The organism is Kitasatospora sp. NPDC048662, from assembly GCF_055587065.1.
The window spans coordinates 577,182-604,034 of the sequence record NZ_JBVJHA010000002.1; the positions used below are offsets into that span (position 1 = coordinate 577,182).

Below are 26,853 nucleotides of genomic sequence, written 5' to 3' on the forward strand. Positions count from 1 at the left end.
AGGTGCTCGGCCGGCGCTGACCCGGGGGCCGGTCAGTTCACCAGCACCAGCTTGCCGGTGGTGCGGCCGGTGTCGCCCAGCGCGTGCGCCTTCGCCGCTTCCTCCAGCGGGAACGTTTCGGCGATCTCGGCGCGCAGCAGGCCACGTTCGGCCAGGTCCGCGATCGCGGCCAGGCCGGCGTGGTCGGCCTCCACCAGCATCATCGCGGTGCGCACGCCGAGCCGCTCGGCCTCCTCGGCCAGCCCCTCGAAGGGGACGGGCAGGATCGACACCAGCAGGCCGCCCCGGCGCAGGGTGCGCAGCGAGCGCAGCTGGTACTCGCCGCCGATGGTGTCCAGCACCACGTCGATGTCGCGGACCGCCTCGGCGAAGTCGGTGCTCCGGTAGTCGACCGGCTCGTCCACGCCGATGCCGCGCAGGAAGTCGTGCTTGGCGGCGCCGGCGGTGCCGATCACGTACGCGCCGCGGGACTTGGCGATCTGCACGGCGAGGTGTCCGACGCCGCCGGCCGCGGCGTGCACCAGCACCCGGTCGCCGGTCTTCACCTGCGCGGTGTCCACCAGCGCCTGCCAGGCGGTCAGCGCGGCCAGCGGCAGCGCGCCGGCCTGGACGGGGTCGATAGCGGCGGGCCGGTGCGCGAACGCCCGGGCGGGGCCGGTCACGTAGTCGGCGTGGGCGCCGGCGCCGTGCGGGTAGGGCAGCATGCCGAAGACCTCGTCGCCGGGCTTGAACAGGGTGACGCCGAAGCCGACCGCCTCCACGGTGCCGGCCACGTCCCAGCCGAGCACGAACGGGGGCTCGCCGAGGAACAGGCCGCCGGCCCGGTGCTTCCAGTCCGTCGGGTTCAGGCCGGCCGCCCGGACCTTCACCAGGATCTCGCTCAACCCGGGCTCCGGGCGCGGGAGTTCCACCACCGTGAGGACTTCGGGGCCGCCCAGGGCGTGCTGGCTGATCGCTCGCATCGTGTTCGTCGTCATGTCTCCAGCCTGGCCCGCCCGGGGCGCCCGCGGCAGTGGCATGATGGTCACTGTCCGATGGGATCCTGCCAGGAGGGTGGAAGCGTGCCCAAGCCCGCGAAGACGTCGCCGCACCGGATCGCGGTGCTCGCCCTGGAGGGCGTGTACCCCTTCGAACTCGGCATCCCCCGGCGGGTGTTCGCCGCCGCCGGGGACAGCTACGAGCTGGCCACCTGCACCGTTGACGGCCAACCGGTGCGCTCGGACGCCGACTTCACCATCACCGTCGCGCACGGCCCGGAGATCCTCCGCACGGCCGACAGCGTGGTCATCCCGCCCTTCGACCTCGCCCGCGCCACCGGCGAACTCGACCCCGCCGTGGCCGGGGCGCTGGCGCTGATCCGGCCCGGCACCCGGCTGATCTCGATCTGCACCGGCGCCTTCGTACTCGCCGCCGCCGGCCTGCTCGACGGCCGGCCCGCCACCACCCACTGGGCGCTCGCCGACCGGTTCCGCGAGCTCTTCCCCAAGGTGCGGCTCGACCCGGACGTGCTGTTCGTCGACGACGGCGATGTCCTCACCTCGGCCGGCGCCGCCTCCGGCGTCGACCTGTGCCTGCACGTGCTCCGCAACGACCACGGCGCGGCCGTCGCCAACCACGCCGCCCGGCTGGCCGTCGTCCCGCCGTGGCGCGACGGCGGCCAGGCCCAGTACATCGAGCAGCCCGTCCCGGCGGCCGGCGCCACCGGCACCGCCGCCACCCGCGAGTGGGCGCTGGCCCGGCTGCACCTGCCGCTGACCCTCGCCGAACTGGCCGGGCACGCCGCCATGAGCACCCGCACCTTCGCCCGCCGCTTCCACGACGAGACGGGCCAGAGCCCCGGCCGCTGGCTCACCCAGCAGCGCCTCGCCCTGGCCCGTCACCTGCTCGAAGCCACCGACCTGACGGTCGACCAGATCGCCGGCCGGGTCGGCTTCGCCAACGCGGTGTCGCTGCGTCAGCATCTGCACTCGGCCATCGGCGTCTCACCGCTCGCCTACCGGCGCACCTTCGCGGGGCGGGCCTTCGCCGGGACGCCCTAGGCCCGGGCCCTGCCCGTCCACTGCGACCGCTGCACGGTGCGCGCACCGGTGGGCCGAGGGGGACTGGGAGGGACAGCCCGCTAGTTGGTGATCCGTCCGCCGGCCACGTCGATCGTCAGTCCGGTCAGCCAGCCCGCGCCGTCGGAGGACAGGAACAGCGCGGCCTCCGCCACGTCCGCCGGGGTGCCGAGCCGGCCAAGCGGGTGGGTGGCCGCGACCTTGCTCTGCACCTCGGCGGGCATCCGGGCCTGCACCTTCTCGGTCAGAATCGCCGACGGGGCCAGGCAGTTGATCCGGATGCCGTGCGACCCCAGCTCGGCGGCCAGGTGCCTGGTCAGCATCACCACGCCCGCGTTGGCCACTCCGTACGCCAGGTTGGCGCCACTGGGCTGGCGGCCGGCTGCCGAGGACATTGTCAGGATGGAGCCCGCACCGCGCTCCAGCATGCCCGGCAGGAAGGCCTGCACGGTGAGGAACACCGAGGTCAGGTCGGAGTCCAGCACCTCGCGCCAGCGCTGCTCGGACAGCTCCGCCGTCGGCACCGGGAAGCCCTGGCCGCCGGCGAACGCCGCCAGCACGTCCACCGCGCCGAACCGCTCCGTCACCGTCTGCCGCACGCCGTCCAGTGCCTGGGCGTCCGTCACATCGGCGACGGCGGCCACCGCCTCGCCGCCCGCGTCGGTGATCTCCTCGACCACCGCCGCCAGCGCCGCCGCGTCCCGGCCGACCACGCACACCGCCGCGCCCTGCGCGGCGAACGCCCGCGCGGTGTGCGCCCCGATCCCGCGCGAACCGCCGGTGACCACCACCGTCCGGCCCTTCAGTTCCGCGTACGTTCCGGTCATCTCGCTCAACTCCCCTTGGCCCGTGCTTCGTTCGGTCAGTGTTCGGTGCTGCGGCGGCGGGTCTTCGGCAGCAGGGCGGCCACGAACAGCAGCCACACCAGGCCGCCGAACCGAACCACCGGCAGCAGGTACATGAAGCCGTCCGCCACCAGGGCGAACAGCGCGAGCATCGCGGCGGCGGCCACCACCAGGCCCGCCCACGTCACAGCGCGGGGCAGCAGGTCGGTGAGCATCGCCGACACCGAGACGCCCGCCGCCAGCAGGCCGAAGCCCGCCGCGAACGCGGGCCCGCCCGCCAGGAAGGACACGTCCGCCAGCGCCCGGCCCAGCGCGGGCGGCGCGTCGGCCGGCAGCCGCCCGCCCGCCCACGCCCCCACCGCGCTCAGCACCAGCGCGGACGACGCCAGCACGCCGCCGACCAGCGTGATCGCCGAGCCGGGCGCGGTGATGCCGAGCGCCCGCAGCCGCCGATAGAGCAGCGCCGCGCACAGCGCCAGCGGCACCGAGGCGGCGATCAGCAGCAGCGCACCCAGCCGGGCCGCCCCGCCGTGCTCCTGCGCGTACCGCACCACCTCGGCGCCGGTGGCGTCCGGGCGCGGGGTGGCGCGGTTGATCACGGTGTAGGCGACCGTCAGGGCGGTGACCGAGATGGTCGGCGCGAGCAGCGGCGGGCCGGTCTGCGGGCGGCTCTTGGGCCTACCCCCCGGGGCCGGACGAGGCTGGACGGTGGTGCTCATGGTTCCTCCCGTGGCACTCGGACACACGTCGATCGATACGCTCGATCGATACACTCGGAATAATGATTACACCGTGGAACGATTGTCAAACGGGTACGATGTCGGCATGAGCATGGATCGAGCGGCGGACCAGCAGGACTGGCACGGCGGCAAACCGCAGGGGCCGCCCGGGCCCGGCGGGCCGCCCGGCGGCGGGGCGGCGTTCCTGCTGGCCCAGCTGGGCGCGCATGCCGCCGAACGGTTCGCCCAGCGGATCGCCGAGCTCGACCTCACCCCCGCGCAGGCCGGCCTGCTCCGGCTGCTGGTGCAGAACCCGGGCCGCAGCCAGCGCGAACTCGCCGACGCGCTCGGCATGCCCCCCAGCCGCTTCGTCCCGTTCGCGGACGGCCTGGAGCAGCGCGGCCTGATCGAACGCCGCCGCAACGCGGAGGACCGCCGGCTGTACGCCCTGCACCTCACCGACCAGGGCCTGGCCCTGCTGGCCCGCCTGCGCGACACCGCCATCGCCCACGAGCAGGACGTCACCCAGGCCCTCACCCCCGAGGAGCACACCCAACTGACCGCACTGCTCGGCCGGATCGCCACCCAGCAGCAACTCACTCCCGGCATCCACCCGGGCTACCGCACCCTGCGCCCCCGCTGACCCGCCGCGCCGCCGCCCCCGTGCCCGGGGCGGCGAAAGACCCCACCCGGGCTCATCTCCCCGCCGACCGCAACCTCGGCCGCACCGGTCACCGGCCGATAGCCGAGGTGCCGGTGAACCGCGCTTCGACCGGATCGCCACCCGGCATCGCCCCACCCCCCGGCCACCACACCCCGCACCCCGACCGCCCCAAGGCCCTCCTCGCACCCGCAGGCATGCGAAAGGGCCCTGCGCCCTACCGGAGCGCAGCTCGGCCGCATCGGTCACCGGCCGGTGGCCGACGTGCCGGTGAACCGCGCTTCGACCGGATCGCCACCCGGCATCGCCCCACCCCCCCCACTGCCCCAAGGCCACCCTCGCGCCCACAGACATGCGAAAGGGCCCCGCGCCCTACCGGAGCGCAACTCGGCCGCATCGTCATCGGCCGGTAGCCGAGGTGCCGGTGAACCGCGCTTCGACCGGATCTCCACCCGGCATCGCCCCACCCCCGACCCGACCACCCCACCCCGCACCCCCACCGCCCCAAGGCCACCCTCGCCCCCACAGGCATGCGAAAGGGCCCCCGGAACCACCCGAGGACCCTCCCCCGCGCCCTAGCGGAGCGCGATCTCGGCCGCGTCGGTGACCGGCCGGTAGCCGAGGCGCTGGTAGATCGCGTTGCTGACCGGGTTGGACAGGTCGGTGTAGAGCAGCACCTCGTCCGCGCCGCGCGACTTCGCGTGCAGGGTGGCGGCGGCTGTCAGCGCGCTGGCGTAGCCGTGGCCGCGGTCGGCGGGCGGGGTGTAGACGGGGCCTATCCGGGACATTCCGGCGACGGCGGGGCTGGCCCCGGCGAGCGAGACCAGTCGCTGGTCGGCGGCCTCCCAGAGCACCAGGGTCTCGGCGGCGATCCGCTGGTCGGCGTCGGCGAACGGGTCGGCGGGCGGCGAGAGTTCGGCCTCGACGCAGAAGTCGACCAGCCACCGGGCGATCGTCTCCCGGTCGGCGGGCAGGGCGAGCCGGGAGCGGCCGGCGGGCGGGGCCGGCGGGGGCGTCAACTCGCCGAGCCGGAACAGCCGTTCGTTGCGTTCCAGGTGCCAGTTGACGCCGGTGGCCCGGTGCCATTCGGCGGCGAAGGCGAGGGTGGTGCCGTGCTCGCCGCCCACCGCGTCGGGGCGCTCGCCGTCGGCGGCGAGCCGCCGGGCCAGTTCCTCGGCGGCGGGCACCGGCATCCGGCCGAGGCGCTGCCCGTACGGCGGGGTGCGCAGGCAGGCGCCGGCGACGGTGCCGTCCGGGTCGTGCCACCAGCCGAAGACCGGCGGCTGTTCGCCGTACACGTGCAGGCCGTCCCGGGTGAGGCGGTCGAGGATGGTGAGCAGCACGGTGTTCTCGGCGGGGTCGGCCGCGAGGAACTCCCCGGCTGTGCTGCGGAAGTCGTCCAGTGATGTGGTGAGTGTCCAGCCCATGGCGCATCCTCCCCCGGCTGCGCCGCCGTTGACCAGCACTTTTCCTGGCCAACGGCGGCGTTGCCGGTCAGTGGGCGCGCAGGCGCTCCGCCAACTCGGCGACGTCCGCGGTCGGTTGCTCGCAGACGAAATGCCGGCACACGTACGCGGCTGACTTGCCGTCCAGCAGCGGGCGGTCGGCGAGCAGGGGCACCTCGGCGTCGCCGACCTCGCCGACCGCGACCACCGCGCCAGGGGCGGTGGAGCGCAGCGCGGCCAGGTGCAGCGCCGCCCGCCCGGCGTCGCCGGCCGGGCCGACCACCGCGACCTCGCGCGGCCCGTCGAGCAGCGCCTCGGCGACGGCCAGCCCCCAGCCGGTGAACCGGGGCGCGCGGGTGCCGAGCGCGGAGACGATGCCCAACGCCCGTTCCGCGGCGGTGCGGTGGCGCTCGGAGCCGGTGTACGCGGCGTACGTGAGCAGCGCCCCGGCGGCGGCCGTCCAGCCGGACGGGGCGGCGTTGTCGGTGGGGTCCTGCGGGCGGCGGATCAGCTGCTCGGCGTCGTCGGCGGTGTCGTACAGCGCGCCGGACTTCTCGTCGGTGAAGTGCAGCAGCACCAGGTCGAGCAGTTCCCCGGCGAGTTGCAGCCAGGACGATTCGCCGCCGACCGCGTACAGCGCGAGGAACCCCTCGGCGGTGTCCGCGTAGTCCTCCAGCACGCCCGCGTTGGTGCCCGCGACGCCGTCCCGGGAGGTGCGCAGCAGTCGCCCGTCCGCCGTGAGGTGCACGGCGATCAGCAGGTCGGCGGCGCGCTCGGCGGCCTCGACCAGGTCGGGGCGCTCCAGCAGTGCGCCGGCCTCGGCGAGGGCGGCGATCGCCAGGCCGTTCCAGGCCGCGACCACCTTGTCGTCCCGGGCCGGGGCGGGACGCTGCGCGCGGGCCTGCCCGAGTTTCTCCCGGATCTCCCGGTACGCGGCCAAGTCCTCGGGATCGCGCGGGAGTTGCAGTACCGAGGTGCCGTGCTCGAAGGTGCCGGTGACGTCGAACAGTTCCACCGCGAGGGCGGCGTCCGCCTCCCCGAGCACCTCCGCCAGTTGCTCGGGCGTCCACGCGTAGTACGCGCCCTCGACGGTCTTTCCGCTCGCCTCGTCCAGCGAGTCGGCGTCCAGCGCGGAGGCGAACCCGCCCTGTGGGGTGCGCAGTTCGCGCAGCAGGAAGTCGGCGGTCTCCAGCGCGACCCGGCGGGCCTGTTCGTCGCCGGTGGCGCGCCACAGGTGCAGGTACACCCGCAGCAGCAGCGCGTTGTCATACAGCATTTTTTCGAAGTGGGGCACCGTCCAGGTGGCGTCCACCGCGTAGCGGGCGAACCCGCCGCCCAGCTGGTCGTAGATCCCGCCGCGGGCCATCGCCTCGCAGGTGCGCTGCACCATTTCCAGCGCGGCCTCCGACCCCGTCCGGGCATGGTGGCGCAGCAGGAACTCCAGCACCATCGACGGCGGGAACTTCGGCGCCCCGCCGAAACCGCCCCGCCGTTCGTCGAACGACCGCGTCAACTCCACGACCGCCGCGTGCAGTTCACCCTCGCCCGGCGGCTGCGCGATCCCGCTCCCGACGGCGTACACCGAGCCCCGCTCGGCGAGATCCTTGCTGATCCGCGCCGCCACCTCACCGACCTCGGCCCGCCGCCCCGTCCATGCCTTGTCGACGCCCTCCAGCACCTGCCGGAACGAGGGCATCCCGTGCCGCGGCTGCGGCGGGAAGTACGTCCCGAAGTAGAACGGCTCCTTCTCGGGCGTCAGGAACACCGTCATCGGCCACCCGCCCCGCCCCGTGGCCGCCTGCACCGCCTCCATGTACACGGCGTCGACGTCGGGCCGTTCCTCCCGGTCGACCTTCACCGCCACGAAGTGCTCGTTCAGGAATTCGGCGGTCGCTTCGTCCTCGAACGACTCATGTGCCATCACATGACACCAGTGACAAGCGGCGTATCCCACCGAAAGCAGCACGGGCACCCCGCGCCGCCGGGCCTCCTCGAAAGCCTCCGGCGTCCAGGGCCACCAGTCGACCGGATTGTCAGCGTGCTGAAGCAGATAAGGCGAGGTCACACCAGCCAACCGGTTCATGCGCCCCAGCCTCTCACAGTGCCCCGACCCTGGGTGTGGAACTCGCGCTCTCGCGTCCGCCGCCGGCGCTATCGGCCGCTGTTCCGTTGGTCTGCGCTGCCCGGCATGAGGTGGGATTCCCAGGCCCAGGCGGTGATCTCGCTGCGGTTGCGGGCTCCGAGCTTGTTCTGGATCGCGGCGAGGTGGCCCTTCACGGTGCTGACGGAGATGAAGAGGGCGGCGGCGATCTCCTGGTTGGTGCTGCCCCGGGCGACAGCGCGGATGACGTCGGTTTCCCGGTCGGTGAGCGGGGTGTTGGGCTGGAGGGCGGAAGGGGTTCTGACGGGGGCGAGGTTGCGGAGCAGGCGCCGGGTGATCGACGGGGAGATCAGGGCGTCCCCGACGCTGGCGGCCACCACCCCACCGCCCGACCTGCCCACCGTCAACGTCACCCCCAGCCCGACCGGCACCACCTACCGGGTCATCAGTTCCACCAGCCCCGCCCCGGACGCGGAGCGCGTCGGCGCCACCGTCGAGGACGGCTACCTCGCCCTGATGCACGGCACCGCCCCGAAGCGGGCCCAGCGCCCCGGCCCCGACCTCCGCGCCGTCTGACCCCAGCCCCGTCAACACCCAAGGACCAGCAGATGCCCCACCAGCCACTCGCCGCCGCCCTGACCGCCGCCGACACCACCGGATTCCACCCCGGCCCCGCCTACTTCGCGTTCTGGGCCCTCGTCGTCGGCGCCGCCATCGGCGGTCCCCTCTACGTCGTCCGCCTGATCCGCAACCGCCGCAAGCGCCGTTGACCACCTGCCTGAGCACAGGAGGGCCCCACCTGGGCCGGTAACGGGACGCGAGGGGCGGTTCAGAAGCAGGTGATCTGGACGATGTAGATCTGCTCGTGCCGAATGACCGTCAGGTACTCGAACATGCCGCCGGGAACGTAGGCCGTCCCGCTCTTCGGGTTCTCGCCCCGGTACAGCGTTCCGTCGAGCCAGCGGGCGGATGCGGCGCGAACCAATTCGTCAGCGGTCTTCTCGACCTCGGCGACGAACGCGGGCGGCGCGTCACCGGCGACGTACTGCTCGTCCGGAAGGTACTCCCAGGACCAGGTCATCGGCCGAGCGCCCGATATGCGCCGCGGATGATTTCACTCACCGCCAAGGCGTGGGCGCGGGATTCGGCCGGGTCCGTCGCCGTGTGCATCAGGTACTCGGCCCGGCGCAGCCTGGACGCGGTCTGCGGGTCGCGCTCGATCTCGACCACTGCGGCCCAGCGCAGCAGGAAGCCGCGAAGGGGATCGAGGCTGTCCGACTCGACAGCCAGGGTGATCGTTTCCGTCTGCTCGGCCAGCATCTGGGGGAGCCGCTCCGGCGCGACCACGGCCAGCGCCGCCTTGAGCGCGGCCGCCGTCCGCTCCGGACGTGGGATCAGCTCACCGATGGGAAATTCCGGCTGCGCGGCCACTTCTCCTCCGTACGCTCGGTCCGCCTTCACGCTACCGCTCCGGCCGGCTGCCGTTCGGTCGCGTGCGGCCGGATCACTCGTCCTTGGTGTCGGGCTGCTCGGTGAAGTCGATCTTCTTGAAGCGGGCGTTCATCGACTTCAGGAGGAACCAGGTGGCGATGCCGAGGGCGGCGAAGACGACGAAGCCGAGGAGGCCGGGGGTGACCTTGGTTTCGTCGAGGGCGAGGTCGGCGGCGAGCTGGGTGACGTTCACGGGGGTGCTCATTCATCCATGGTGACCCGGCCCTACGCGGGCCGGGTCACCGGGGGGTGGGGTAATGCGGGGTTACTTCCGGAGGCCGGCGAAGAGGTCGGTCTCGGGGAGGTCGGTGTCGATCAGGGACTTCGCGAGTTCGTAGTCCTCGGTGGGCCAGACGTCGCGCTGGATGTCGATCGGGACGCGGAACCAGGGGCCGTCGGGGTCGATCTGGGTGGCGTGGGCGATCAGGGCCTTGTCGCGGATCTCGAAGTACTCGCCGCAGTCGACCCGGGTGGTGATCTCCCGCTCGGCGCGCCCGGACTTCTCCCAGCCCTCGATCCACTCGCCGTAGGGCGAGTCGTGGCCGTTCTCGGTGAGGTAGGCGTGCAGGGCGCGGATGCGGCCCATCGGGAAGCCGTGGTTGTAGTAGAGCTTGAGCGGCTGCCAGGGCTCGCCGGCCTCGGGGTGGGCGTCCGGGTCTCCGGCGGCCTCGAAGGCGGCCATGGTGATCTTGTGGGTCATGATGTGGTCGGGGTGCGGGTAGCCGCCGTTCTCGTCGTACGTGGTGATCACGTGCGGGCGGAACTCGCGGATCAGCTTGACCAGGGTGCCTGCGGCCACGTCCACGTCCTCCAGGGCGAAGCAGCCCTCGGGGAGCGGGGGCAGCGGGTCGCCCTCGGGCAGGCCGGAGTCGACGTAGCCGAGCCACGCCTGCTGGACGCCGAGGATCTCCCGGGCGGCGTCCATCTCCTTGCGGCGCACTTCGTGGATGTTCTCCTCGACCCACGGGTCGCCCTGCAGCTTGGGGTTGAGGATCGACCCCCGTTCGCCGCCGGTGCAGGTGGCGACCAGGACCTCCACCCCCTGGGCCACGTACATCGCCATGGTGGCGGCGCCCTTGCTGGACTCGTCGTCCGGGTGCGCGTGTACCGCCATCAACCGCAACTGCTCGCTCAACGCCTGGGTCCTTCCAGGTATCAGGTATGTCCGGTTCGTCGGGCCGGCTCCCCCGCCGCCTCTGGCGCGGACGTGCCCCTCCTATAGTGACGGACTGGAGGGCGCGTCCATTCCCGCGGACGGCCGACCGTTCCTCCGCGAAAGGACCGAGCCGCACCATGGACCAGAGCCCTACGCCCCAGCCCGCCCTCGCGCCCCCGGCGGGCCGCTACAGCCGGTCCGACGACCGGACGACCGACCGCCGGCTGCGGATCGCCGGCGTGGTCTTCGGGGTGCTGCTGGTGGGCCTGATCGCCTGGCTCGGCACCTCCTACCTGCTGCGCGAGACGAAGCTGAACGGTACGGTGCCGACCTTCCAGCCGGTGTCCGACAGCGAGCTCCAGCTCCAGCTGTCGGTGCGCAAGAGCGAGGGCACCTCGGGCGTGTGCACGGTCCGCTCGCAGGGCGCGGACGGCGCGGTGGTCGGCCAGTCGGACTTCCAGGTCCCGGCCGAGGGCACCAGCTACGACAAGGTGGTGACGCTGCGCACCACCTCCCGCGGCTCCACCGCGGAGCTGCTCGGCTGCACCCCGGACAAGAAGTAACCCGCCGGGCCCCCGGGGAGGGTGAGCGGACACTCTTTGCTCCGCTCACCCTTTCGAGCGCATAGTCGAAGGAGTGGGACGGCCTCGACCCCCGCAACCCTTCCCGCCCGTGCGGGGAACTTGTTAGGCTCGTGATTTCGCCCCTTCCCTGCCGAATGGCACGGAAGCGGGCGTTGCTTTGCATCTGCCCAGAAAATCGACCACTGCTGCCGAACCACCCTCGCAGCAGCGCCAGCACCGACGAGGAGCACCCTGTGACCCAGACCAACGATGACGTGACCTGGCTCACTCAGGACCACTACAACAAGCTCAAGGCCGAGCTTGATCACCTGACCGGGCCCTGGCGCATCGAGATCGCCCAGAAGATCGAGGCCGCGCGCGAGGAGGGCGATCTCAAGGAGAACGCCGGTTACCACGCGGCCAAGGACGAGCAGGGCAAGACCGAGGCGCGCATCCGCCAGCTGTCCCAGCTGCTGGAGCGGGCGAAGGTCGGCGAGGCCCCGGCCGACTCCGGCGTGGTGGCGCCCGGCATGCTGGTGACGGTGGCCTTCGACGGCGACCTGGACGACACCATGGAGTTCCTGCTGGCCTCCCGCGAGGTCACCGACGGCGACATCGACGTGTACTCCCCGCAGTCCCCGCTGGGCCGCGCGATCACCGGCAAGTCGGTCGGCGAGGACGCCGTGTACGAGCTGCCGAACGGCAAGAAGGCCGGCGTGAAGATCGTCGACGCCAAGCCGTTCTCCGGCTGAGCCTCCCGCAGCACGACGACGGACGGCCGCTCCCCCGGGTGGGGGGAGCGGCCGTCCGGTCGTTCACCGGCAGGGTCTCAGCCCGCCGCGCGGCGGTACTTGCGCACCGACAGCCAGGAGAACAGCGCCATGATGACCAGCGACCAGCCGATCGACACCAGCACGGCGTGCTGCATCGGCCAGGCGTCGGGCGTCGGGCCGAGCTGGTTGCCGAACAGGCTGCGGCAGGCCTGCACGGTGGCGGAGAACGGGTTCCAGTAGGCGATCGGCTGCAGCCAGCCCGGCATCGAGCTGACCGGCACGAACGCGTTGGAGATGAAGGTCAGCGGGAACAGCCAGATCAGACCGGCCGAGGTGGCCGCCTCGGGGCTGCGCACCGACAGGCCGATCAGCGCGCCGATCCAGGAGAACGCGTAGCCGAGCAGCAGCAGCAGGCCGAACGCGGCGAGCGCCTTCAGGAAGCCGTCGTGGATCCGCCAGCCGACCAGCAGCGCGACCAGGGCGAGCACCACCACGGTGAACGCGGTCTGCACCAGATCGGCGAGGGTGCGGCCGGTGAGCACCGCGGCGCGGGACATCGGCAGCGAGCGGAACCGGTCGACCAGGCCCTTGGTCATGTCCTCCGCGATGCCGGCCGAGGCGCCGGCCACCGCGAAGGTGACGGTCTGGGCGAAGATGCCGGCCATCAGGTACTCGATGTACACCTCGTGGCTGGGCGTGGCGCCGGGGATGGCGATCGCGCCGCCCATCACGTAGGAGAACAGCAGCACGAACATCACCGGCTGCATAAGCCCGAAAACCACAATTTCGGGAATTCTGGTCATTCGACGCAAATTCCTCTTCGCGACCACCCAGGAGTCGTGCAGGGTGGCGGCGACGCCCCGGCGGGGGGCGACGGGGACGGGGCCGATCGCCGCGTCCGGCAGTGCGGTGGTCATCTCAGGCGTCCTTCCCGTGGCCGCGACGGCCCTTCTTCGCCGGCTGCTCACCCTCGCCCGCGGCTCCGTCGCCCTCGGCGGACTCGGTGACATGGCCGGTGAGGGAGAGGAAGACGTCGTCGAGGGTGGGGCGGCGCAGGCCGATGTCGTCGATCTCGATGGAACGGGCGTCCAGTTCGCGGATGGCGTCGGCGAGGACCTTGGCGCCGCCGCTGACCGGGACGGTGATCCGGCGGGTGTTCTTCTCCACCGCCGGGTCGCCCTTGGCGAACGGGGTGAGCGCGGCGACCGCCTCGGGAACCAGCTCGGGCCGGTGCACGACGACCTCGATGCGCTCGCCGCCGATCTGGGCCTTCAGCTGATCGGCGGTGCCGCGGGCGATCACCTTGCCGTGGTCGACCACCGCGATGTCGTGGGCGAGGCGGTCGGCCTCCTCCAGGTACTGGGTGGTCAGCAGCAGGGTGGTGCCCTGCTCGACCAGGGTCTCGATGACCTCCCACAGCGCAAGCCGGTTGCGCGGATCGAGGCCGGTGGTGGGCTCGTCGAGGAACATCACCGGCGGGCGGACCACCAGCGCGGCGGCCAGGTCGAGGCGGCGGCGCATGCCGCCGGAGTAGGTCTTGGCGGTGCGGTCCATCGCATCCGCGAGGTTGAACCACTCCAGCAGCTCCACGGCCCGCTTCTTCGCGTCGCGGGCGCTCATCTGGTAGAGCTCGCCGACCATCTGAAGGTTCTCCCGGCCGGTGAGGTACTCGTCCACGGCGGCGTACTGGCCGGACAGGCCGATCAGACTGCGCACCCGGTTGGGGTGCTTGAGGACGTCGACGCCGGCCACGGTGGCCCGGCCGGAGTCGGGTTGGAGCAGCGTGGTCAGCACGCGCACGGTGGTGGTCTTGCCGGCGCCGTTGGGGCCGAGCAGTCCGAGCACGGTGCCTTCGGGGACGTCCAGGCTCACGCCGTCGAGGGCGTGTACGTCACCGAAGGTCTTGACCAGGTTCTCGGCTTCGATGGCTGACGCCATGGTCCTGCCTCATCTCCCTGAGGTCGGAGGTCCTGAGATCGGGGGGTGCGGAGTCGGTGGACGAGTCCGTTTTGGGCGCAGATCACCCACTCTGTTACCTGAGCCCGCCGACGGCAAGCTCGCGATACATCGCAAGATGCTGCCACTCGCGATATATCGCGTCAACTCGCGCAGGTGAGCCAGGCCTCAGTGCCGGGTCTCAGTGCGAGACCACGTAGCCGTCCTCGCGCAGCTCCCCGATCACCGCCGCGCAGTGCTCCGGACCCTTGGTCTCCAGGTGCAGGTCCACCTCGACCTCGGTCAGGCCCAGCTGCGGGTCGATCCGCACGTGCGCGACGTCCAGCACGTTGGCGTCCACCCGGGTCAGCACGCCCAGCAGGTCCGCCAGCGCGCCCGGCTTGTCGGTCAGCCGGACCCGCAGCGACAGGTAGCGGCCAGCCGCGGCCAGGCCGTGCCGCAGCACCCGCTGCATCAGTTGCGGGTCGATGTTGCCGCCGGACAGCACCCCCACCACCGGGCCCTCGAACCGGCCCGGCTCGGCCAGCAGCGCGGCGATCGGTGCCGCCCCGGCGGGCTCGACCACCAGCTTGAGCCGCTCCAGGCCGACCAGCAGGGCCCGGGACAGCTCGTCCTCGGAGACCGTCCGCATCCCGTCCGCAAGGGAGTTGATCACCTCGAACGGGATGTCGCCCGGGCGGCCGACCATGATCCCGTCGGCCATGGTGGCGAACCGCTCCAGCGAGACCGGGCGGCCCGCGGCCAGCGACAGCGGGTACGCCGCCGCGGTGGCCGCCTGCACGCCGATCACCCGGACGTCCGGGCGCAGCGCCTTGATCGCGATCGCCACGCCGGCCAGCAGCCCGCCGCCGCCGGTGCCGACCAGCACGGTGCGCACCTCGGGGCACTGTTCCAGGATCTCCAGGCCGACGGTGGCCTGGCCGGTGATCACGTCCCAGTGGTCGAAGGGGTGGATGAAGACCGCGCCGGTGGCGTCGGCGTACTCGCGCGCCGCCTGCAGCGCCTGGTCGACGTTGGCGCCGTGCAGTCGCACCTCGGCGCCGTACTCGCGGGTGGCGGCGACCTTCGGCAGCGGCGCGGCGAGCGGCATGAAGACGGTGGAGCGCACGCCGAGCAGCGCGGCGGCCAGCGCCACGCCCTGCGCGTGGTTGCCGGCGCTGGCGGCGACCACCCCGGCGGCCCGTTCCACCGGCAGCAGGCCGGCGATCCGCAGGTACGCGCCGCGCAGCTTGAACGAGCCGGTGCGCTGAAGGTTCTCGCATTTCAGGTGGACGGGGGTGCCGGCCACCCCGGACAGGTGGCGGCTGCTCTGCATCGGGGTGACCCGGGCCACCCCGGCGAGCATTTTCTGTGCGCCACGGACGTCGTCCAGCGTGATCGGCCAGTTCTGCATGAAGATCAGCGTAGGACGGGACGGTTCCGGTGCCCGCCCGGCGCGCGTACGCTGCTGGGCACGAGTCGCCCGCACCCCCGTGAGTCGCGATGAGCCCTCCACTGCCCGACGTCCCCGACTCCGACTGTCAACTCCCCTACCAGGTCGCGGTGTTCGCCCGACGGATCAGTGCCGCCGGGGAGCTCGACCGGGCCGCGTTCCTGCTGCTGGACCAGCTCGCCGCCGGCGGGCCGGCCAATGTGAAGACGCTGGCGGCCGCGCTGGGTGTGGACTCCTCCACGGTGACCCGGCAGGCCGCGCCGCTGCTGCGCGAGCGCCTGCTGGCCCGGGTGCCGTACCCGGCCGACCGGCGGGCGGTGCGGCTCGCCCTGACCCCGCTCGGGGCCGGACGTCTGGCGCAGGTGCGCGAGCAGCGGCGGCGGCTGATCGCCGAGCTGACGGCCGGCTGGACGCCGGACGAGCGGACGGTGTTCTGCGCGCTGCTGGAGCGCTTCAACGCCGGCCTGCGCAACCGGCGTTGACACCCGCACGCTTCGCCGACGGCCCGTGCGACCGGCGTTGAGCACCGCACGCTTCAACGACGGTCCGCGCAAGCGGCGTTGATCACCGAGCAGTTCAACGGCTGCCCGCGCAAGCGCCGTTGATCCCGGGCCGGTTCAACGGCGGTCCGCACGGCCGCCGTTGAACCGACCGGGAACGCGTCAGCCGAGCGCCTGCTCCAGGTCGGCCAGCAGGTCGGCGGCGGACTCGATGCCGACCGAGATGCGCACCAGGTCGGCGGGCACCTCCAGCGGGGAGCCGGCCGCGGAGGCGTGGGTCATCCGGCCGGGGTGCTCGATCAGCGACTCGACGCCGCCCAGCGACTCGCCGAGGGTGAACAGCTGCGCGCGGTTGCACACCTCGACGGCGGCCTGCTCGCCACCGGCGACCCGGAACGAGACCATGCCGCCGAACGCCTTCATCTGCTTGGCGGCGATGTCGTGGCCCGGGTGGGTGGGCAGGCCCGGGTACAGCACCTGCGTCACCTTCGGGTGCGCGGAGAGCAGTTCGGCGATCCGGGCGGCGTTGTCGGAGTGCCGGTCCATCCGGACGCCGAGGGTCTTGATGCCGCGCAGCACCAGCCAGGCGTCGAACGGCCCGGCGACGGCGCCCATCGCGTTCTGGTGGTAGGCGACCTCCTCGGCGAGGCCGGCGTCGGCGACCACCAGGGCGCCGCCGACCACGTCGGAGTGGCCGCCCATGTACTTGGTGGTTGAGTGCACGACGACGTCCGCGCCGAGCGACAGCGGCTGCTGCAGGTAGGGGCTGGCGAAGGTGTTGTCGACGATCAGCAGGGCGCCGGCGGCGTGCGCGATCTCGGCGACAGCGGTCAGGTCGGTGATGCCGAGCAGCGGGTTGGAGGGGGTCTCCACCCACACCGCGCGGGTGTTGGGGCGGATCGCCTCGCGCACCTTCTCGGGGTGGTGGGTGTCGGCGACGGAGAAATCGACGCCCCAGCGGGTCAGCACCTTGGCGAACAGCCGGAAGGTGCCGCCGTAGGCGTCGTTGGGGATGACGATGTGGTCGCCGGGCTTGAGGACGGTCCGCAGCAGGGTGTCCTCGGCGGCCAGGCCGGAGGCGAAGGCGAGGCCGCGGGAGCCGCCCTCGATCGCGGCCAGGCACTCCTCCAGGGCGGTGCGGGTGGGGTTCGCGGAGCGGCTGTACTCGTAGCCCTCGCGCAGTCCGCCGACGCCGTCCTGCTTGTAGGTGGACACCTGGTAGATCGGCGTCACGACTGCCCCGGTCCGGGGGTCCGCTTCCTGGCCCGCGTGGATGGCGAGGGTTTCGAAGCCGTGGGAAAGCTGGTGCTCGGTCATGCGGTCGAGCCTAGTGCGGCGGACGGATCACCGGAGGGGGTTGGGCCGCTCCGCCGTGGCGGCGCGTCAGGTGGCCGCGGGCTCGCCGCAATCGCGTCGCGAAAGGTCAGGTCGTACCGCTACGATCTGCCAGCCGCACACATGATCGACACTTGGGGGCGCGGAATGTCCACCGAGCGCACCGGCATGCGCACATCCACCCGGGCCCTGCTGGCAGTCGCACTGCTCGCCGGGTTCTACCTGCTGGCGGCGGCCATCGTGGCCGTCCTGGTCTGGCTGAACGTCGAACTGGTCGTCAACACGGGCTTCCACGCCGCCATGGTGAAGCTCTGGCTGCTCAGCATCGCCATCGCCTACCCGGTGCTGCGGGTGGTGTTCCTGACCCGCCGCAAGCGCGACGACAGCCACGAGGGCCTGCCGCTGACCCGCGAGGAGCAGCCCGAGCTGTGGGCCCGGGTGGACCGGATCGCCGAGGCCACCGGCGTGCGCGGCCCGGCCGAGATCCGCCTGGTGCCGCAGGTCAACGCCGGTGTGTACGAGGAGACCAAGCTGCTCGGCCTGATACCGGGCCGCCGCCACCTGGTGATCGGCGCCCCGCTGCTGATCGGCCTGACCGAGGCCGAGCTGGACTCGGTGCTCGCCCACGAGTTCGGCCACTACGCCAACAACGACGTCCGCCTGGCGGCCGTCACGGTGGCCGGCCGCACCGCCATCGGCAACACCGTCGCCACCCTGCACCACCACGCCGACCAGCACGTCGCCGAGCGGGCCGCCGAGATCGCCGAGGACAACGCCAAGCGCGAGGCCCGCGGCCGCCGGGCCAGCGGCAAGGACGCCGGCAACGGCGGCGCCGAGCGCTACCTCGCCATGCTGTTCACCCAGTACGCCAAGCTGTACTTCCGGGTCTCCGAGTCGATCAGCCGCAGCCAGGAGTACGCCGCCGACCGGCACGCCGCCCGGATCGCCGGCCGCGACGCCACCGCCTCCGCGCTGAGCCGCATCCCCGTGCTGGACGCCGCGCAGAGCTTCTACCTGAACAGCTACGCCACCATGGGCGTCGGCGCCGGAATGCTCCCGCTGCCCGGCCAGTTCTTCGGCGGCCTGGGCCGCCTGCTGGCCGACCCCGAGCGCCGCGAGGAGCTCGCCGAGATGGGCATGGAGCTCCCCGACGAGCAGGCCGACCCGTACGACTCGCACCCGCCGATCAAGCAGCGGGTCGCCGCCGTCCAGGCCCTGCCGGACACCCCGGGCCTGCCCGGCCTCGGCGAGGACCGGCCCGCGCTCGACCTGCTGCGCGACCCGCAGCAGCGGCTGACCGAGCTGGAGACGCTGGCGCTGATCCCGGAGGCCCTGGCGATGCGCCGCCTGGACTGGCCCGAGCTGGTGCACGAGGCGATGTACGCGTACGCCCGCGAGAACGCCCAGCCGGTGCTGCGAGCCCTCATCGACAGCGGCCTGCCCGGCACCGCCGAGGCGATGCTGGACGCGCTGGACGCCGGGCGCGCGGCGGAGCTCGCCGGGCGGCTGCCGCAGAGCGAGGAGTCCGCGCAGGCCACCGGCCGGGCCGCCCGCGAGTTCCACCGGCCGCTGCTGCGCAACGCGCTGCGGTCGCTGACCGTGCTCGCCCTGGCCTCGCAGAAGGCGGCCCGCTGGGAGCTGTCCTGGAGCCGCCCGGCCGCCCTGGTACTGCCCGGCGACGCCGAGGACCGGCTGCCCGGGGCGCTGGACGCCGCGGTCGCCGACGTGCCCGACACCGCCCCGCTGCGCGCCCTGCTGGCCGAGCTGACCGACCGGTCCTGACGCCCCCGCACCCCTGGAGTTGAACCACCCGATGGCCGTCCTGATCGTCCTCCTTCCGCTGCTCCTGATCGCCGGCATCAAGCTGGCCACCTGGCTGATGCAGCGCCGCGTCGCCACCCTGAACGCCCGCACCGAGGCCGCCCAGGCCACCATCGCCCGCTACGAGGAGGCGAACCGTCCGACCATCTACCCGGCCGACCACGGCCTGGTTCCCAAGGCCGAGCTGATCGAGGACCCGGGCCTGACCGGCCCGGACCTGGACGCCGCGCTGGCCGCGCTCCGGGGCGGCGACTGGCGCCCGGCCGCCGACCTGCTCGCCGCCGCGGCGGGCGACCACGACCGGCGCCGGGGCCTGATGCGCCGCTTCGCGGAGCCGGCCGCCGAGGACGACGCCTGGCTGCTGGCCTGGCGCGCCGAGCAGCCGGACAACGCGGACGCCGCGATCCTCGCCCAGGACGCGCTGATCGTCCTGGCCTGGAACGTGCGCACCAGCCGGCGCGCCCACCAGGTCACCGCGGAGCGCTGGGCCGCCTTCCGCAAGGTGCTGGCCGACGCCGAGGCGGCCGCCGCCGAGGCCGTCCGGCTCGCCGACCCGGCCGACCCGCTGCCGTTCGTCGCGCAGATCCCGCTGGCGATGGGCCAGAGCTGGGACAACGAGCGCTTCCGGGCCCTGTGGCAGGAGATCGTCTCCCGCGACCCGCACAACTTCTCCGCCCACACCGGCGCCCTGCAGTACTGGTGCGCCAAGTGGAAGGGCAGCCACGAGCAGATGCACGCTTTCGTGGACGCCGCGATCGCCACCGCCCCGAAGGGCAGCCTGCTGTCCGCGCTCAAGCTGGAGGCGTACTTCGAGCACTTCGAGGGCAACGAGGAGCCGTACGCCGCCCCCGAGGTGCAGGCCGCGGTGGCCGCGGTGATCGCCGACCTGGAACTGGCCGACCCCGACGACCGCCACCGCAGCTACGCGCACGGCTGGCTGGTCTGGGTGCTGGCCCAGGCCGGCCGCCCCGCCGACGCGATGCCGCACCTGCGGGCGCTCGGCCCGATCGTCCCCGAGCCGTGGACGTACTGGGCGAACCCGATCGACCGGTTCGTCTCCCGGCGCATCGACATCGTGCTGGCGGCCACCGCGAACTGACCGCCGTGCCTGGCGCGATCCACGCCGGGTACCGAGGATGGGAGACGTCAGCCGTGCCCCCGTCGCCGAGCCCGGCGGCGGGGGCACGGGGCGTTGTCGGCCGGAGGTGAGCAGTGATGGCCGGGTTGGTGCGGATGAATCTGGACTCCCCCGAGGAGGTCCGCCCGTTCGAAGGCGGCAAGGGACAGGTGGCGCTGGTGAATCTGAAGGCCGGCGGGGTCGGCCGGGGCGTGTTCGAGCCGGGCTGGCAGTGGTCGAAGCACGTGAAACCGATCGCCGGCACCGACAGCTGCCAGGCCTCGCACGCCGGTTACGTCATCTCGGGCCGGATGCGGATCGAGATGGACGACGGCCAGGCCGAGGAGTTCGGCGCGGGCGATGTGATGATCTGCCCGCCCGGCCACGACGCCTGGGTGCTGGGCGACGTGCCCTGCGTGGTCCTCGACTGGCAGGGTTTCACCGACTATGCGAAGCGCACCTGAGGGTCGTTCAGCCGGCCCGCCGCACCTCGTGCATGAAGCAGCCGAACTCGACGGCCCGCACGTGCACCACGGCGATCTCCGGGTCGGCCAGCAACTCGGCGGCCAGCTTGGGTAGTTCGTCCGGCTCGCCGACCCGGCCTTCGAGGATCCGCCCGTCCGGGGAGTAGGCCCGCAGCACCCGCTGCCCGCCGTGGAAGCCGTCCGGCCAGCCGCCCGCGAAGCCCTCGCACGGGTCGGCGTGCACGAACACCGGCCCGGTCTCCAGGTACGCGCCCGGGTCGCAGCCCGTCTCCTCGGCCCAGCGGCGCAGCGGCGCGTACGACAGCAGCACGATCCGGTCGCCGGGGCGGGCCCGGGTGAGGCAGCACCGCAGCGGCGAGCCGCCGTCCTCGGTGACGGTGACGGGGTGACAGCGCCCGCTGTCGTCGAGCCGGCGCAGTTCGGCGAGCGTCTGCGCGGGGACGGCCCGCACATCGATGGTGTTCATGGGCCCAGCCTGCGCCCACCGGACGCCCCGGTCCGGCGGGTTCCGGACGTCGCGTTTCGCGCCAGGGCGGGACGGCGACGGCCCGCCGCAGCCAGAGCTGCGACGGGCCGTCGGACCGGCGGGAGTTGACTGGTGGTCAGCCCTTGATGGCGTCCGCGAAGTCCTTGATGTCCTGGAACGACAGGCCGGCCTCGTTCAGGTTCTTGGCCTTGTCGTGGTCGATGCCGGCGGCGGCCAGCTCGGCGTACTGGGCGTCGGTCAGCGGGGTGGCCGGGCCGTCCGAGGTGGAGCCGCTGTCCTTGTCGCCGTCGGCGGTGGCCATGGCCATGAAGACGTCCTGAAGCTTGGCCAGGTCGAGTTCGGTGGCGCCGGTGGGGGCGGCGATGGCCGGCGCGTCGGCGTTGAAGCCGAGCCGCAGCGGGAAGTGCGCCGACGCGTCGGGCTTGTCGGCGAACTGCATCAGGTCGAAGGTGACGGCCTGCGCCTTGCCGTTCTTGATCATCACGTCGGCGGTGATCTTGCGGTCCGGGATGTCCTCGAAGTCACTGCTCGGCAGCGACGGGAGGGCGGACGAACCTTCGGCGAGCTTCTCGAACGCCTTCATCAGGCCCTCGACCACCGGACGCGCCTGGGCGGAGACCTGGATGACGTCGGCGTCGCCGGACTTGCCCTTCTCCTCCACGCTGATGTTCTTGGAGATCACGGCCTTCGCCGTCTTGATGAAGCGCTTCCGCTCCGCCGGGTCCATGCCGGGCATCGCGTCGAACGGCGAGCCCGCCTCGGCACCCGTGCCGGCGCCGGTGCCCTTCGTCTTCTTGATCTCCTCCTGCATCTTCTTCAGGTCCAGGGAGACCCACTTGCCGTCCACCACGTCCTTGATCGGACCGGCTCCGGCGGGCAGCGCGGCGACGAACTCGTCGACCTGCTTGGTGTCCTCGCCGCCGAGCTCGGCGATGCCGCGGACGTCCGCCTTCAGGTACATCCGCTCGCCGATCTGGCGGATGTCCGCGTAGGTCTTGCCGGACTTCTTGGTGCTCAGCGAGTAGGCGAGCGCCACACCGTTGAGGTCGTACGAGTCGTTCACGGTGTCGGAACCGCTGAACTTGAACGCCTCGGTGTCCTTGAGCGGCTTGTCGGCGCTGATCGACACGTTCAGCACCAGGTCGGACAGCAGGTCCGCGTTCTTCTGCTCGATCGGGTCGTCAACTGCCTTGCCGAAGGCGACGAACTGCTCCGGGGTGGCGTCGAAGGAGAGCTGGAAGCTCATCGACTTGGCGTCGCCGAGCTTGTTGAACGCCCCGGAGAGCTTCTCACCGGCGGTCAGCTGCTTGGCGGCGCCGCAGGCGGTGACGCCGCCGGCGATCAGGACGGCTCCGGTGGTGACGGCTATACCGGCGCGGACGGACCGGCGAATGGCGGTGTTGATGGCTGAACTCCTGTGCCTGAAGGCGGAACTCGGGCCCGATCGGCCCTGCCGCGGAGGCAAGCTCAACACATCGACATGCCCCCCCGCATGCGAATATTTTTACCATTCGTTTAGGACACGCTCACGGCACCCCCATGTCGCCGTGAGACAGCGCCCCGCCCGACCGGGCGTCAGAGTGCGCTGCCGGCCTTCCAGTCCGCCCAGGACATGTTCCAGCCGTTCAGCCCGTTCGACGGATTCACCGTGCGGTCACCGGAGTTGACCACCTCGACCACGTCGCCCACCATCGAGCTCGCGAAGAACCGGGCGCCGCTGGTGTTCGGATTGTTGCCGCCCTGCACGTCCTGCAACGCGATGCAGCCGTGGCTGGTGTTGGCGTTGCCGAACTGGGACGCCGCCGACCAGTAGTTGCCGTGGATGAAGGTGCCGGAGGTGGTGAGCCGCTGCGCGTGCGGCACGTCCGGGATGTCGTACTCGCTGCCGAGGCCGACGGTGGCGGAGTTCATCCGGGTCTGCTGGAAGCGCTCGGAGATCACCATCCTGCCGCCCCAGGTGCGGTGGTCGGGCGAGCCGCCGATCACCGGGTAGGTGGCGGTGACCTTGCCGTCCGTGGTGACGGTGAGGGTGCCGGCCTTCAGGTCGGCGACCGAGAGCTGGCTGCGGCCGACCGTGAAGGTGACGTTCTTGGACTGGGTGCCGTAGACGCCCTTGGCGCCGGCCACGTCCTTCAGCCGCAGCTTCAGGGTGACGGTGGTGCCCTTGGCCCAGTACTCCCGGGGGCGGAACTCCAGCCGGGTCGAGTCGTACCAGTGGCCGACGATCTCCACCGGCGGGTCGGAGACCACGGTGATCGCCTCCTGGACGGCCTTGCGGTCGGTGATCGCCTTGTTGAAGTTGATCGACACCGGCATGCCGACGCCGACCGTGGAGCCGTCCTCGGGGGTGAAGTAGCCGACGAAGGTGTTGGCCGGGGAGGCGGTGGAGAAACTCGCGTTGGCGTCCGCGGGGCGCTTGTCCTTGTCCTCGGCGGCAGCGGCGACGGTGTACGTGCTGCCACTGGCGAGCGTCGCGGTGGAGGTCCAGCTGGCGCCGTCGGCGGCCAGCTGCCCGGCTATCTGCTTGCCCGTGCCGTCGGTGACGGTGACCGAGGTGAGCGTGCCGCCCTGCACGGTGACGGTGACCGGCGCGGTGAACGGAGCGGCGGTCGCGCCGTCGGCCGGGGTGATGGTGATCTGCGCGACCGAGGCCTTCGGGCTGACCGACGGGCTCTCGCCACCCGCGCTCGCAGCGCCGGCCGGAGTGGAGGACTTGCCGCCGCCGCCCTGGCACGCGGCCAGCAGCAGCACGGGGGCGCCGAGCAGCCCGGCGAGCACGCCGCGCCGGCTCCAGCTGCCGCCGAGCGGCCCGTCCTGCTTCTCGGCTGCGGTCACGTCCACGCTCCTCGGTCCCGGATCACTCAAGATCACTCAAAAATGTGCAGATCATTCGAGAGTACTCAAGTGCCCCGAAGAACGGACAAAAAGGCCCGGTCCGGGGCTGTCCGGACCGGGCCTGAGCGCGAGAGCGCCGGGACTCACTGCACCTCGTACTCGTCCCAGCCCTCGTCGTCCGGGTCGTAGTCGGTGGTGGCGGACTCCCAGGTGGCGGAGGCGAGCTCCACGCCGGGAACGTCGCCGAGCAGCGCCACCGGGTCGACGAAGTGGGCGAGCGAACCCGTCGGGTCCACCTCGATCGCCTCGACAGCCTGGGCGCGCTCCTCGTCGTCCAGGTACTCGTCGTCGGCGACCTGGGTCAGGGCGGCGGCCTTCAGGGCCCGCTCGTCGGTGATCTCGGCGATCAGCTCGATGCTGAGGCGAACGTAGCGGGGAGCGTCCTGCTCGGGCAGGTCAGTGCTGGTCATGACACCGAGCGTAGGGGGTCGCACGGCCCATTCGGAAACGGCCCTCGTGGCCCCGGACGCGGCGAGGGCCGGCCCGGGCAACCGCCCAGGACCGGCCCTGCCGCCTCCGCGCGCACTCCCCCACCCGGGAGTGCGCGGAAGCCGCGCCGTACGGCGCGTGACTCGCCACGGGAGCCGTCACACCCTGCACCTGCCAGGGGCGGGACGACGGCGGTCCCGCGGACCGGGCCCGGCGGCCGGGTCAGGCCGACCGTCGGAACCCCTGGTGGTGACCGCGGAGGCCGGAGAGCCGCTCCCGCCCCCCCGCCGTCACCGTTTTCCCGGCTTTTTCTTGCCGTGTCCACCACCATGCCCGAGCCGTGTTAACCGGATGATGCGCGCTTGTGACGTCCACGTACCGGGCGGGGCAGGGCCCCTGAGGGAGTGTCAGTGACCGGCCCGGGCGGTGAGGAAGGCCAGCAGGTCCTGGCGGGTGACGATGCCCTGCGGCTTGCCTTCCACCAGCACCACCACCGCGTCGGCCTTCTCCAGCACCGTCATCAGGTTGGTCACCGACTCGCCGGAGCCGACCACCGGCAGCGGCTTGGACATCGCGTTGTCCAGCGTGTCGGTCAGCTCGATCCGCCCGTTGAACAGGCCGTCCAGCAGCTCGCGCTCGACCACCGAACCGATCACCTCGCCGGCCATGACATCCGGGTGCCCGGCGCCCGGCGAGACCACCGGCATCTGCGAGACACCGAAGTCGCGCAGCACCCGCACCGCCTCGGCGACCGTCTCGCCCGGGTGCATGTGCACGAACTGCGGGATGCCCTCGTGCTCCAGCGCGTCCTTGCGGGCCAGCACCTCGCCGATGTGCGCCTCGTCGGTGGCGGTCGGCAGGAAGCCGTAGTCGGCCATCCAGTCGTCGTTGAAGATCTTCGACAGGTAACCGCGGCCGCCGTCCGGCAGCAGCACCACCACGACGTCGTCCGGCCCCAGCTCGCGGGCCACCTCCAGCGCCGCCACCACGGCCATGCCGCAGGAACCGCCGACCAGCAGGCCCTCCTCCTTGGCCAGGCGGCGGGTCATCTGGAACGAGTCCTTGTCCGAGACCGCGACGATCCGGTCCGCGACCTCGCGGTCGTAGGCGGTCGGCCAGAAGTCCTCGCCAACACCCTCCACCAGGTACGGGCGGCCGGTGCCGCCCGAGTACACCGAACCCTCCGGGTCCGCGCCGACCACCTGGACCTTCCCGCCGGACGCCTCCTTCAGGTACCGGCCGGTGCCGGAGATGGTGCCGCCGGTGCCCACGCCCGCCACGAAGTGGGTGATCCTGCCGTCCGTCTGCTCCCACAGCTCCGGGCCGGTGGAGTAGTAGTGCGACGCCGGGTTCTCCGGGTTCGAGTACTGGTCCGGCTTCCAGGCGTTCGGGGTCTCACGGACCAGCCGGTCCGAGACGTTGTAGTACGAGTCCGGGTGCTCCGGCGCGACCGCGGTCGGGCAGACCACGACCTCGGCGCCGTACGCCCGCAGCGTGTTGATCTTGTCCGTGGACACCTTGTCCGGGCACACGAAAATGCACTTGTAGCCCTTCTGCTGGGCCACGATCGCCAGCCCCACGCCGGTGTTTCCGCTGGTGGGCTCGACGATGGTGCCACCCGGCTTGAGTGCGCCGGAGGCCTCGGCCGCCTCGATCATCCGCATCGCGATCCGGTCCTTCACCGAACCACCGGGATTGAAGTACTCGACCTTCGCCAGCACGGTGGCGCTGATGCCCTCGGTGACCTTGTTGAGCTTCACCAACGGGGTGTCGCCGACCAGCTCGATGATCGAATTGTGGTACCGCACGGGGGTCCTCCCGGTAAATGGCAGCCCTGATTGCCGAAACCCCCAGCCTAGGGCCCGACTTCCCCCCACCGCGCCCAACCACCCCATGTCCCACCGGACTCCCACCCCACCAGGGCCTCCGCCACCCATCGCCTCCGGCAGGAACTTCACCGCGCTCCAAGTCGCACCGCACCCACCCCGGGCCCTCGGCCGGCGCCTGGCGACGCCCGCCCCACCAGGAACCCTGACCCGCCCCACCCATCCCAGCCCCGAGGTCGCGGCGGTGGGCCTTGAAGCACCGCGCGCCTGTCCCCTCACCGCCCACCCACCGCCCCCGGCGGGAGCATCACCGCACTCAACGTCGCACCGCCTGCCCACCCCGGGCCCTCGGCCGCCAAGCGACACCCGCCTCCGGCGACGGCCCCACCGCTCTCCCACACACCCGCCCCCCACCAGAAACCCTGATCCGCCCCACACCTGCGCCACCCCAGGCGGCTCCCCTCCCCCGGGCCAGGCGGGTCACGGCGACGAGCGTGCGCGCCGTGCGCCTGCGGCGCCCTCGGCCGCCGGGCGACACCCGCCCCCGGCGACGGCCCCACCGCTCACCAACCCACCCGCCCCACCAGAAACCCTGATCCGCCCCACACCTGCGCCACCCCAGGCGGCTCCCCTCCCCCGGGCCAGGCGGGTCACGGCGACGGACGTGCGCGCCGTGCGCCTGCGGCGCCCTCGGCCGCCGGGCGACACCCGCCCCCGGCGACGGCCCCACCGCTCACCAACCCACCCGCCCCACCAGAA

Annotated in this window: 29 protein-coding genes; 10 read left to right on the top strand and 19 right to left on the bottom strand. The window is 72.4% G+C overall.

Translation table 11 applies throughout. From position 1 onward, the window contains the following. Window positions 1-32: 32 nt before the first annotated feature. On the bottom strand, window positions 33-977 hold the full coding sequence (locus ACZ6R9_RS08535) for an NADP-dependent oxidoreductase (protein WP_465537253.1): 945 nt from the start codon (window positions 975-977) through the stop codon (window positions 33-35). A 57-nt stretch (window positions 978-1,034) separates the two neighbouring features. On the opposite strand from ACZ6R9_RS08535, the gene ACZ6R9_RS08540 reads away from it, so the two are divergent. Then, the gene (locus tag ACZ6R9_RS08540; RefSeq protein WP_465537254.1) at window positions 1,035-2,039 is read left to right on the top strand and encodes a GlxA family transcriptional regulator; all 1,005 of its coding nucleotides are present in this window, start codon (window positions 1,035-1,037) and stop codon (window positions 2,037-2,039) included. Window positions 2,040-2,119: 80 nt separating this feature from the next. On the opposite strand, the gene ACZ6R9_RS08545 is transcribed toward ACZ6R9_RS08540, so the two are convergent. Together ACZ6R9_RS08545 and ACZ6R9_RS08550 are read right to left on the bottom strand one after the other, a co-directional pair. Then, window positions 2,120-2,884, bottom strand: coding sequence for an SDR family NAD(P)-dependent oxidoreductase (locus tag ACZ6R9_RS08545; protein WP_465537255.1), 765 nt, complete (start codon window positions 2,882-2,884; stop codon window positions 2,120-2,122). Window positions 2,885-2,919: 35 nt separating this feature from the next. Further along, complete coding sequence (locus ACZ6R9_RS08550) at window positions 2,920-3,621, bottom strand: DUF4386 domain-containing protein (protein WP_465537257.1); 702 nt, start codon at window positions 3,619-3,621, stop codon at window positions 2,920-2,922. 106 nt (window positions 3,622-3,727) lie between these two features. Between ACZ6R9_RS08550 and ACZ6R9_RS08555 the strand changes: the two genes are divergently transcribed. Beyond that, window positions 3,728-4,264, top strand: a complete 537-nt coding sequence (locus ACZ6R9_RS08555) for a MarR family winged helix-turn-helix transcriptional regulator (protein ID WP_465537259.1) — start codon at window positions 3,728-3,730, stop codon at window positions 4,262-4,264. Between the two features lie 593 nt (window positions 4,265-4,857). On the opposite strand, the gene ACZ6R9_RS08560 is transcribed toward ACZ6R9_RS08555, so the two are convergent. From ACZ6R9_RS08560 to ACZ6R9_RS08570, 3 genes are all read right to left on the bottom strand, one after another. Next, the gene (locus ACZ6R9_RS08560; protein ID WP_465537261.1) at window positions 4,858-5,709 is read right to left on the bottom strand and encodes a GNAT family N-acetyltransferase; all 852 of its coding nucleotides are present in this window, start codon (window positions 5,707-5,709) and stop codon (window positions 4,858-4,860) included. 67 nt (window positions 5,710-5,776) lie between these two features. Further along, complete coding sequence (locus ACZ6R9_RS08565) at window positions 5,777-7,810, bottom strand: thioredoxin domain-containing protein (RefSeq protein ID WP_465537263.1); 2,034 nt, start codon at window positions 7,808-7,810, stop codon at window positions 5,777-5,779. Between the two features lie 68 nt (window positions 7,811-7,878). Continuing rightward, a complete protein-coding gene (locus tag ACZ6R9_RS08570) occupies window positions 7,879-8,205 on the bottom strand; it encodes a response regulator transcription factor (RefSeq protein WP_465537265.1) in 327 nt (108 codons plus the stop codon). On the opposite strand from ACZ6R9_RS08570, the gene ACZ6R9_RS08575 reads away from it, so the two are divergent. Next, window positions 8,162-8,404 carry a hypothetical protein gene (locus ACZ6R9_RS08575; protein ID WP_380479881.1) on the top strand — a complete coding sequence of 81 codons (243 nt, stop codon included), beginning with the start codon at window positions 8,162-8,164 and terminating at the stop codon, window positions 8,402-8,404. The genes ACZ6R9_RS08570 and ACZ6R9_RS08575 overlap by 44 nt on opposite strands. Before the next feature lie 32 nt (window positions 8,405-8,436). Beyond that, entirely contained in the window at window positions 8,437-8,598 is a 162-nt protein-coding gene (locus tag ACZ6R9_RS08580; RefSeq protein WP_380479846.1) for a hypothetical protein, read from the top strand. Between the two features lie 59 nt (window positions 8,599-8,657). On the opposite strand, the gene ACZ6R9_RS08585 is transcribed toward ACZ6R9_RS08580, so the two are convergent. The 4 genes from ACZ6R9_RS08585 to mca form a co-directional block, all read right to left on the bottom strand. After that, the gene (locus tag ACZ6R9_RS08585) at window positions 8,658-8,909 is read right to left on the bottom strand and encodes a hypothetical protein (RefSeq protein WP_465537268.1); all 252 of its coding nucleotides are present in this window, start codon (window positions 8,907-8,909) and stop codon (window positions 8,658-8,660) included. After that, on the bottom strand, window positions 8,906-9,259 hold the full coding sequence (locus tag ACZ6R9_RS08590; protein WP_380479842.1) for a hypothetical protein: 354 nt from the start codon (window positions 9,257-9,259) through the stop codon (window positions 8,906-8,908). Before ACZ6R9_RS08590 ends, ACZ6R9_RS08585 begins: the two co-directional genes overlap by 4 nt. A 73-nt stretch (window positions 9,260-9,332) precedes the next feature. After that, the gene (locus ACZ6R9_RS08595; protein WP_380479840.1) at window positions 9,333-9,524 is read right to left on the bottom strand and encodes a hypothetical protein; all 192 of its coding nucleotides are present in this window, start codon (window positions 9,522-9,524) and stop codon (window positions 9,333-9,335) included. Between the two features lie 60 nt (window positions 9,525-9,584). Further along, on the bottom strand, window positions 9,585-10,454 hold the full coding sequence (gene mca, locus ACZ6R9_RS08600) for a mycothiol conjugate amidase Mca (protein ID WP_380479838.1): 870 nt from the start codon (window positions 10,452-10,454) through the stop codon (window positions 9,585-9,587). Window positions 10,455-10,612: 158 nt separating this feature from the next. Between mca and ACZ6R9_RS08605 the strand changes: the two genes are divergently transcribed. After that, the gene (locus ACZ6R9_RS08605; protein WP_380479836.1) at window positions 10,613-11,038 is read left to right on the top strand and encodes a DUF4307 domain-containing protein; all 426 of its coding nucleotides are present in this window, start codon (window positions 10,613-10,615) and stop codon (window positions 11,036-11,038) included. A gap of 254 nt (window positions 11,039-11,292) precedes the next feature. Next, a complete protein-coding gene (greA, locus tag ACZ6R9_RS08610) occupies window positions 11,293-11,790 on the top strand; it encodes a transcription elongation factor GreA (protein WP_380479834.1) in 498 nt (165 codons plus the stop codon). 77 nt (window positions 11,791-11,867) lie between these two features. On the opposite strand, the gene ACZ6R9_RS08615 is transcribed toward greA, so the two are convergent. From ACZ6R9_RS08615 to ilvA, 3 genes are all read right to left on the bottom strand, one after another. Then, window positions 11,868-12,728 carry an ABC transporter permease gene (locus tag ACZ6R9_RS08615; RefSeq protein WP_380479832.1) on the bottom strand — a complete coding sequence of 287 codons (861 nt, stop codon included), beginning with the start codon at window positions 12,726-12,728 and terminating at the stop codon, window positions 11,868-11,870. Window position 12,729: 1 nt separating this feature from the next. Then, window positions 12,730-13,749, bottom strand: a complete 1,020-nt coding sequence (locus tag ACZ6R9_RS08620; RefSeq protein ID WP_380479830.1) for an ATP-binding cassette domain-containing protein — start codon at window positions 13,747-13,749, stop codon at window positions 12,730-12,732. A 199-nt stretch (window positions 13,750-13,948) separates the two neighbouring features. Continuing rightward, window positions 13,949-15,160: a threonine ammonia-lyase gene (ilvA, locus tag ACZ6R9_RS08625; protein ID WP_380479828.1), complete on the bottom strand. Its 1,212-nt coding sequence runs from the start codon at window positions 15,158-15,160 to the stop codon at window positions 13,949-13,951. A gap of 89 nt (window positions 15,161-15,249) precedes the next feature. Here ilvA and ACZ6R9_RS08630 point away from each other — a divergent pair, with 89 nt between their 5' ends. Then, window positions 15,250-15,681, top strand: a complete 432-nt coding sequence (locus tag ACZ6R9_RS08630; RefSeq protein WP_465537273.1) for a MarR family winged helix-turn-helix transcriptional regulator — start codon at window positions 15,250-15,252, stop codon at window positions 15,679-15,681. 180 nt (window positions 15,682-15,861) lie between these two features. Here ACZ6R9_RS08630 and ACZ6R9_RS08635 read toward each other — a convergent pair whose 3' ends face one another. Then, window positions 15,862-17,016, bottom strand: a complete 1,155-nt coding sequence (locus ACZ6R9_RS08635; RefSeq protein WP_380479825.1) for a cystathionine gamma-synthase — start codon at window positions 17,014-17,016, stop codon at window positions 15,862-15,864. A 165-nt stretch (window positions 17,017-17,181) separates the two neighbouring features. On the opposite strand from ACZ6R9_RS08635, the gene ACZ6R9_RS08640 reads away from it, so the two are divergent. The 3 genes from ACZ6R9_RS08640 (at window position 17,182) to ACZ6R9_RS08650 (ending at window position 20,436) form a co-directional block, all read left to right on the top strand. Then, entirely contained in the window at window positions 17,182-18,816 is a 1,635-nt protein-coding gene (locus ACZ6R9_RS08640; RefSeq protein WP_465537275.1) for a M48 family metalloprotease, read from the top strand. Window positions 18,817-18,847: 31 nt separating this feature from the next. Continuing rightward, the gene (locus ACZ6R9_RS08645; RefSeq protein WP_465537277.1) at window positions 18,848-19,954 is read left to right on the top strand and encodes a hypothetical protein; all 1,107 of its coding nucleotides are present in this window, start codon (window positions 18,848-18,850) and stop codon (window positions 19,952-19,954) included. A gap of 116 nt (window positions 19,955-20,070) precedes the next feature. Continuing rightward, on the top strand, window positions 20,071-20,436 hold the full coding sequence (locus ACZ6R9_RS08650) for a cupin domain-containing protein (RefSeq protein ID WP_380479820.1): 366 nt from the start codon (window positions 20,071-20,073) through the stop codon (window positions 20,434-20,436). A 7-nt stretch (window positions 20,437-20,443) separates the two neighbouring features. Here the strand turns inward: ACZ6R9_RS08650 and ACZ6R9_RS08655 are convergent, their stop codons facing one another. From ACZ6R9_RS08655 to ACZ6R9_RS08675, 5 genes are all read right to left on the bottom strand, one after another. After that, window positions 20,444-20,923, bottom strand: a complete 480-nt coding sequence (locus ACZ6R9_RS08655; RefSeq protein WP_380479818.1) for a DUF1203 domain-containing protein — start codon at window positions 20,921-20,923, stop codon at window positions 20,444-20,446. Between the two features lie 136 nt (window positions 20,924-21,059). Continuing rightward, window positions 21,060-22,409 (bottom strand): hypothetical protein, encoded by a 1,350-nt coding sequence (locus ACZ6R9_RS08660; protein WP_465537280.1) that lies wholly within the window; start codon window positions 22,407-22,409, stop codon window positions 21,060-21,062. Between the two features lie 110 nt (window positions 22,410-22,519). Further along, window positions 22,520-23,785: a L,D-transpeptidase gene (locus tag ACZ6R9_RS08665; protein ID WP_380479814.1), complete on the bottom strand. Its 1,266-nt coding sequence runs from the start codon at window positions 23,783-23,785 to the stop codon at window positions 22,520-22,522. 137 nt (window positions 23,786-23,922) lie between these two features. Beyond that, complete coding sequence (locus ACZ6R9_RS08670; protein ID WP_380479812.1) at window positions 23,923-24,249, bottom strand: hypothetical protein; 327 nt, start codon at window positions 24,247-24,249, stop codon at window positions 23,923-23,925. Window positions 24,250-24,675: 426 nt separating this feature from the next. After that, entirely contained in the window at window positions 24,676-26,076 is a 1,401-nt protein-coding gene (locus tag ACZ6R9_RS08675; protein ID WP_380479810.1) for a cystathionine beta-synthase, read from the bottom strand. Window positions 26,077-26,853 lie beyond the last annotated feature (777 nt).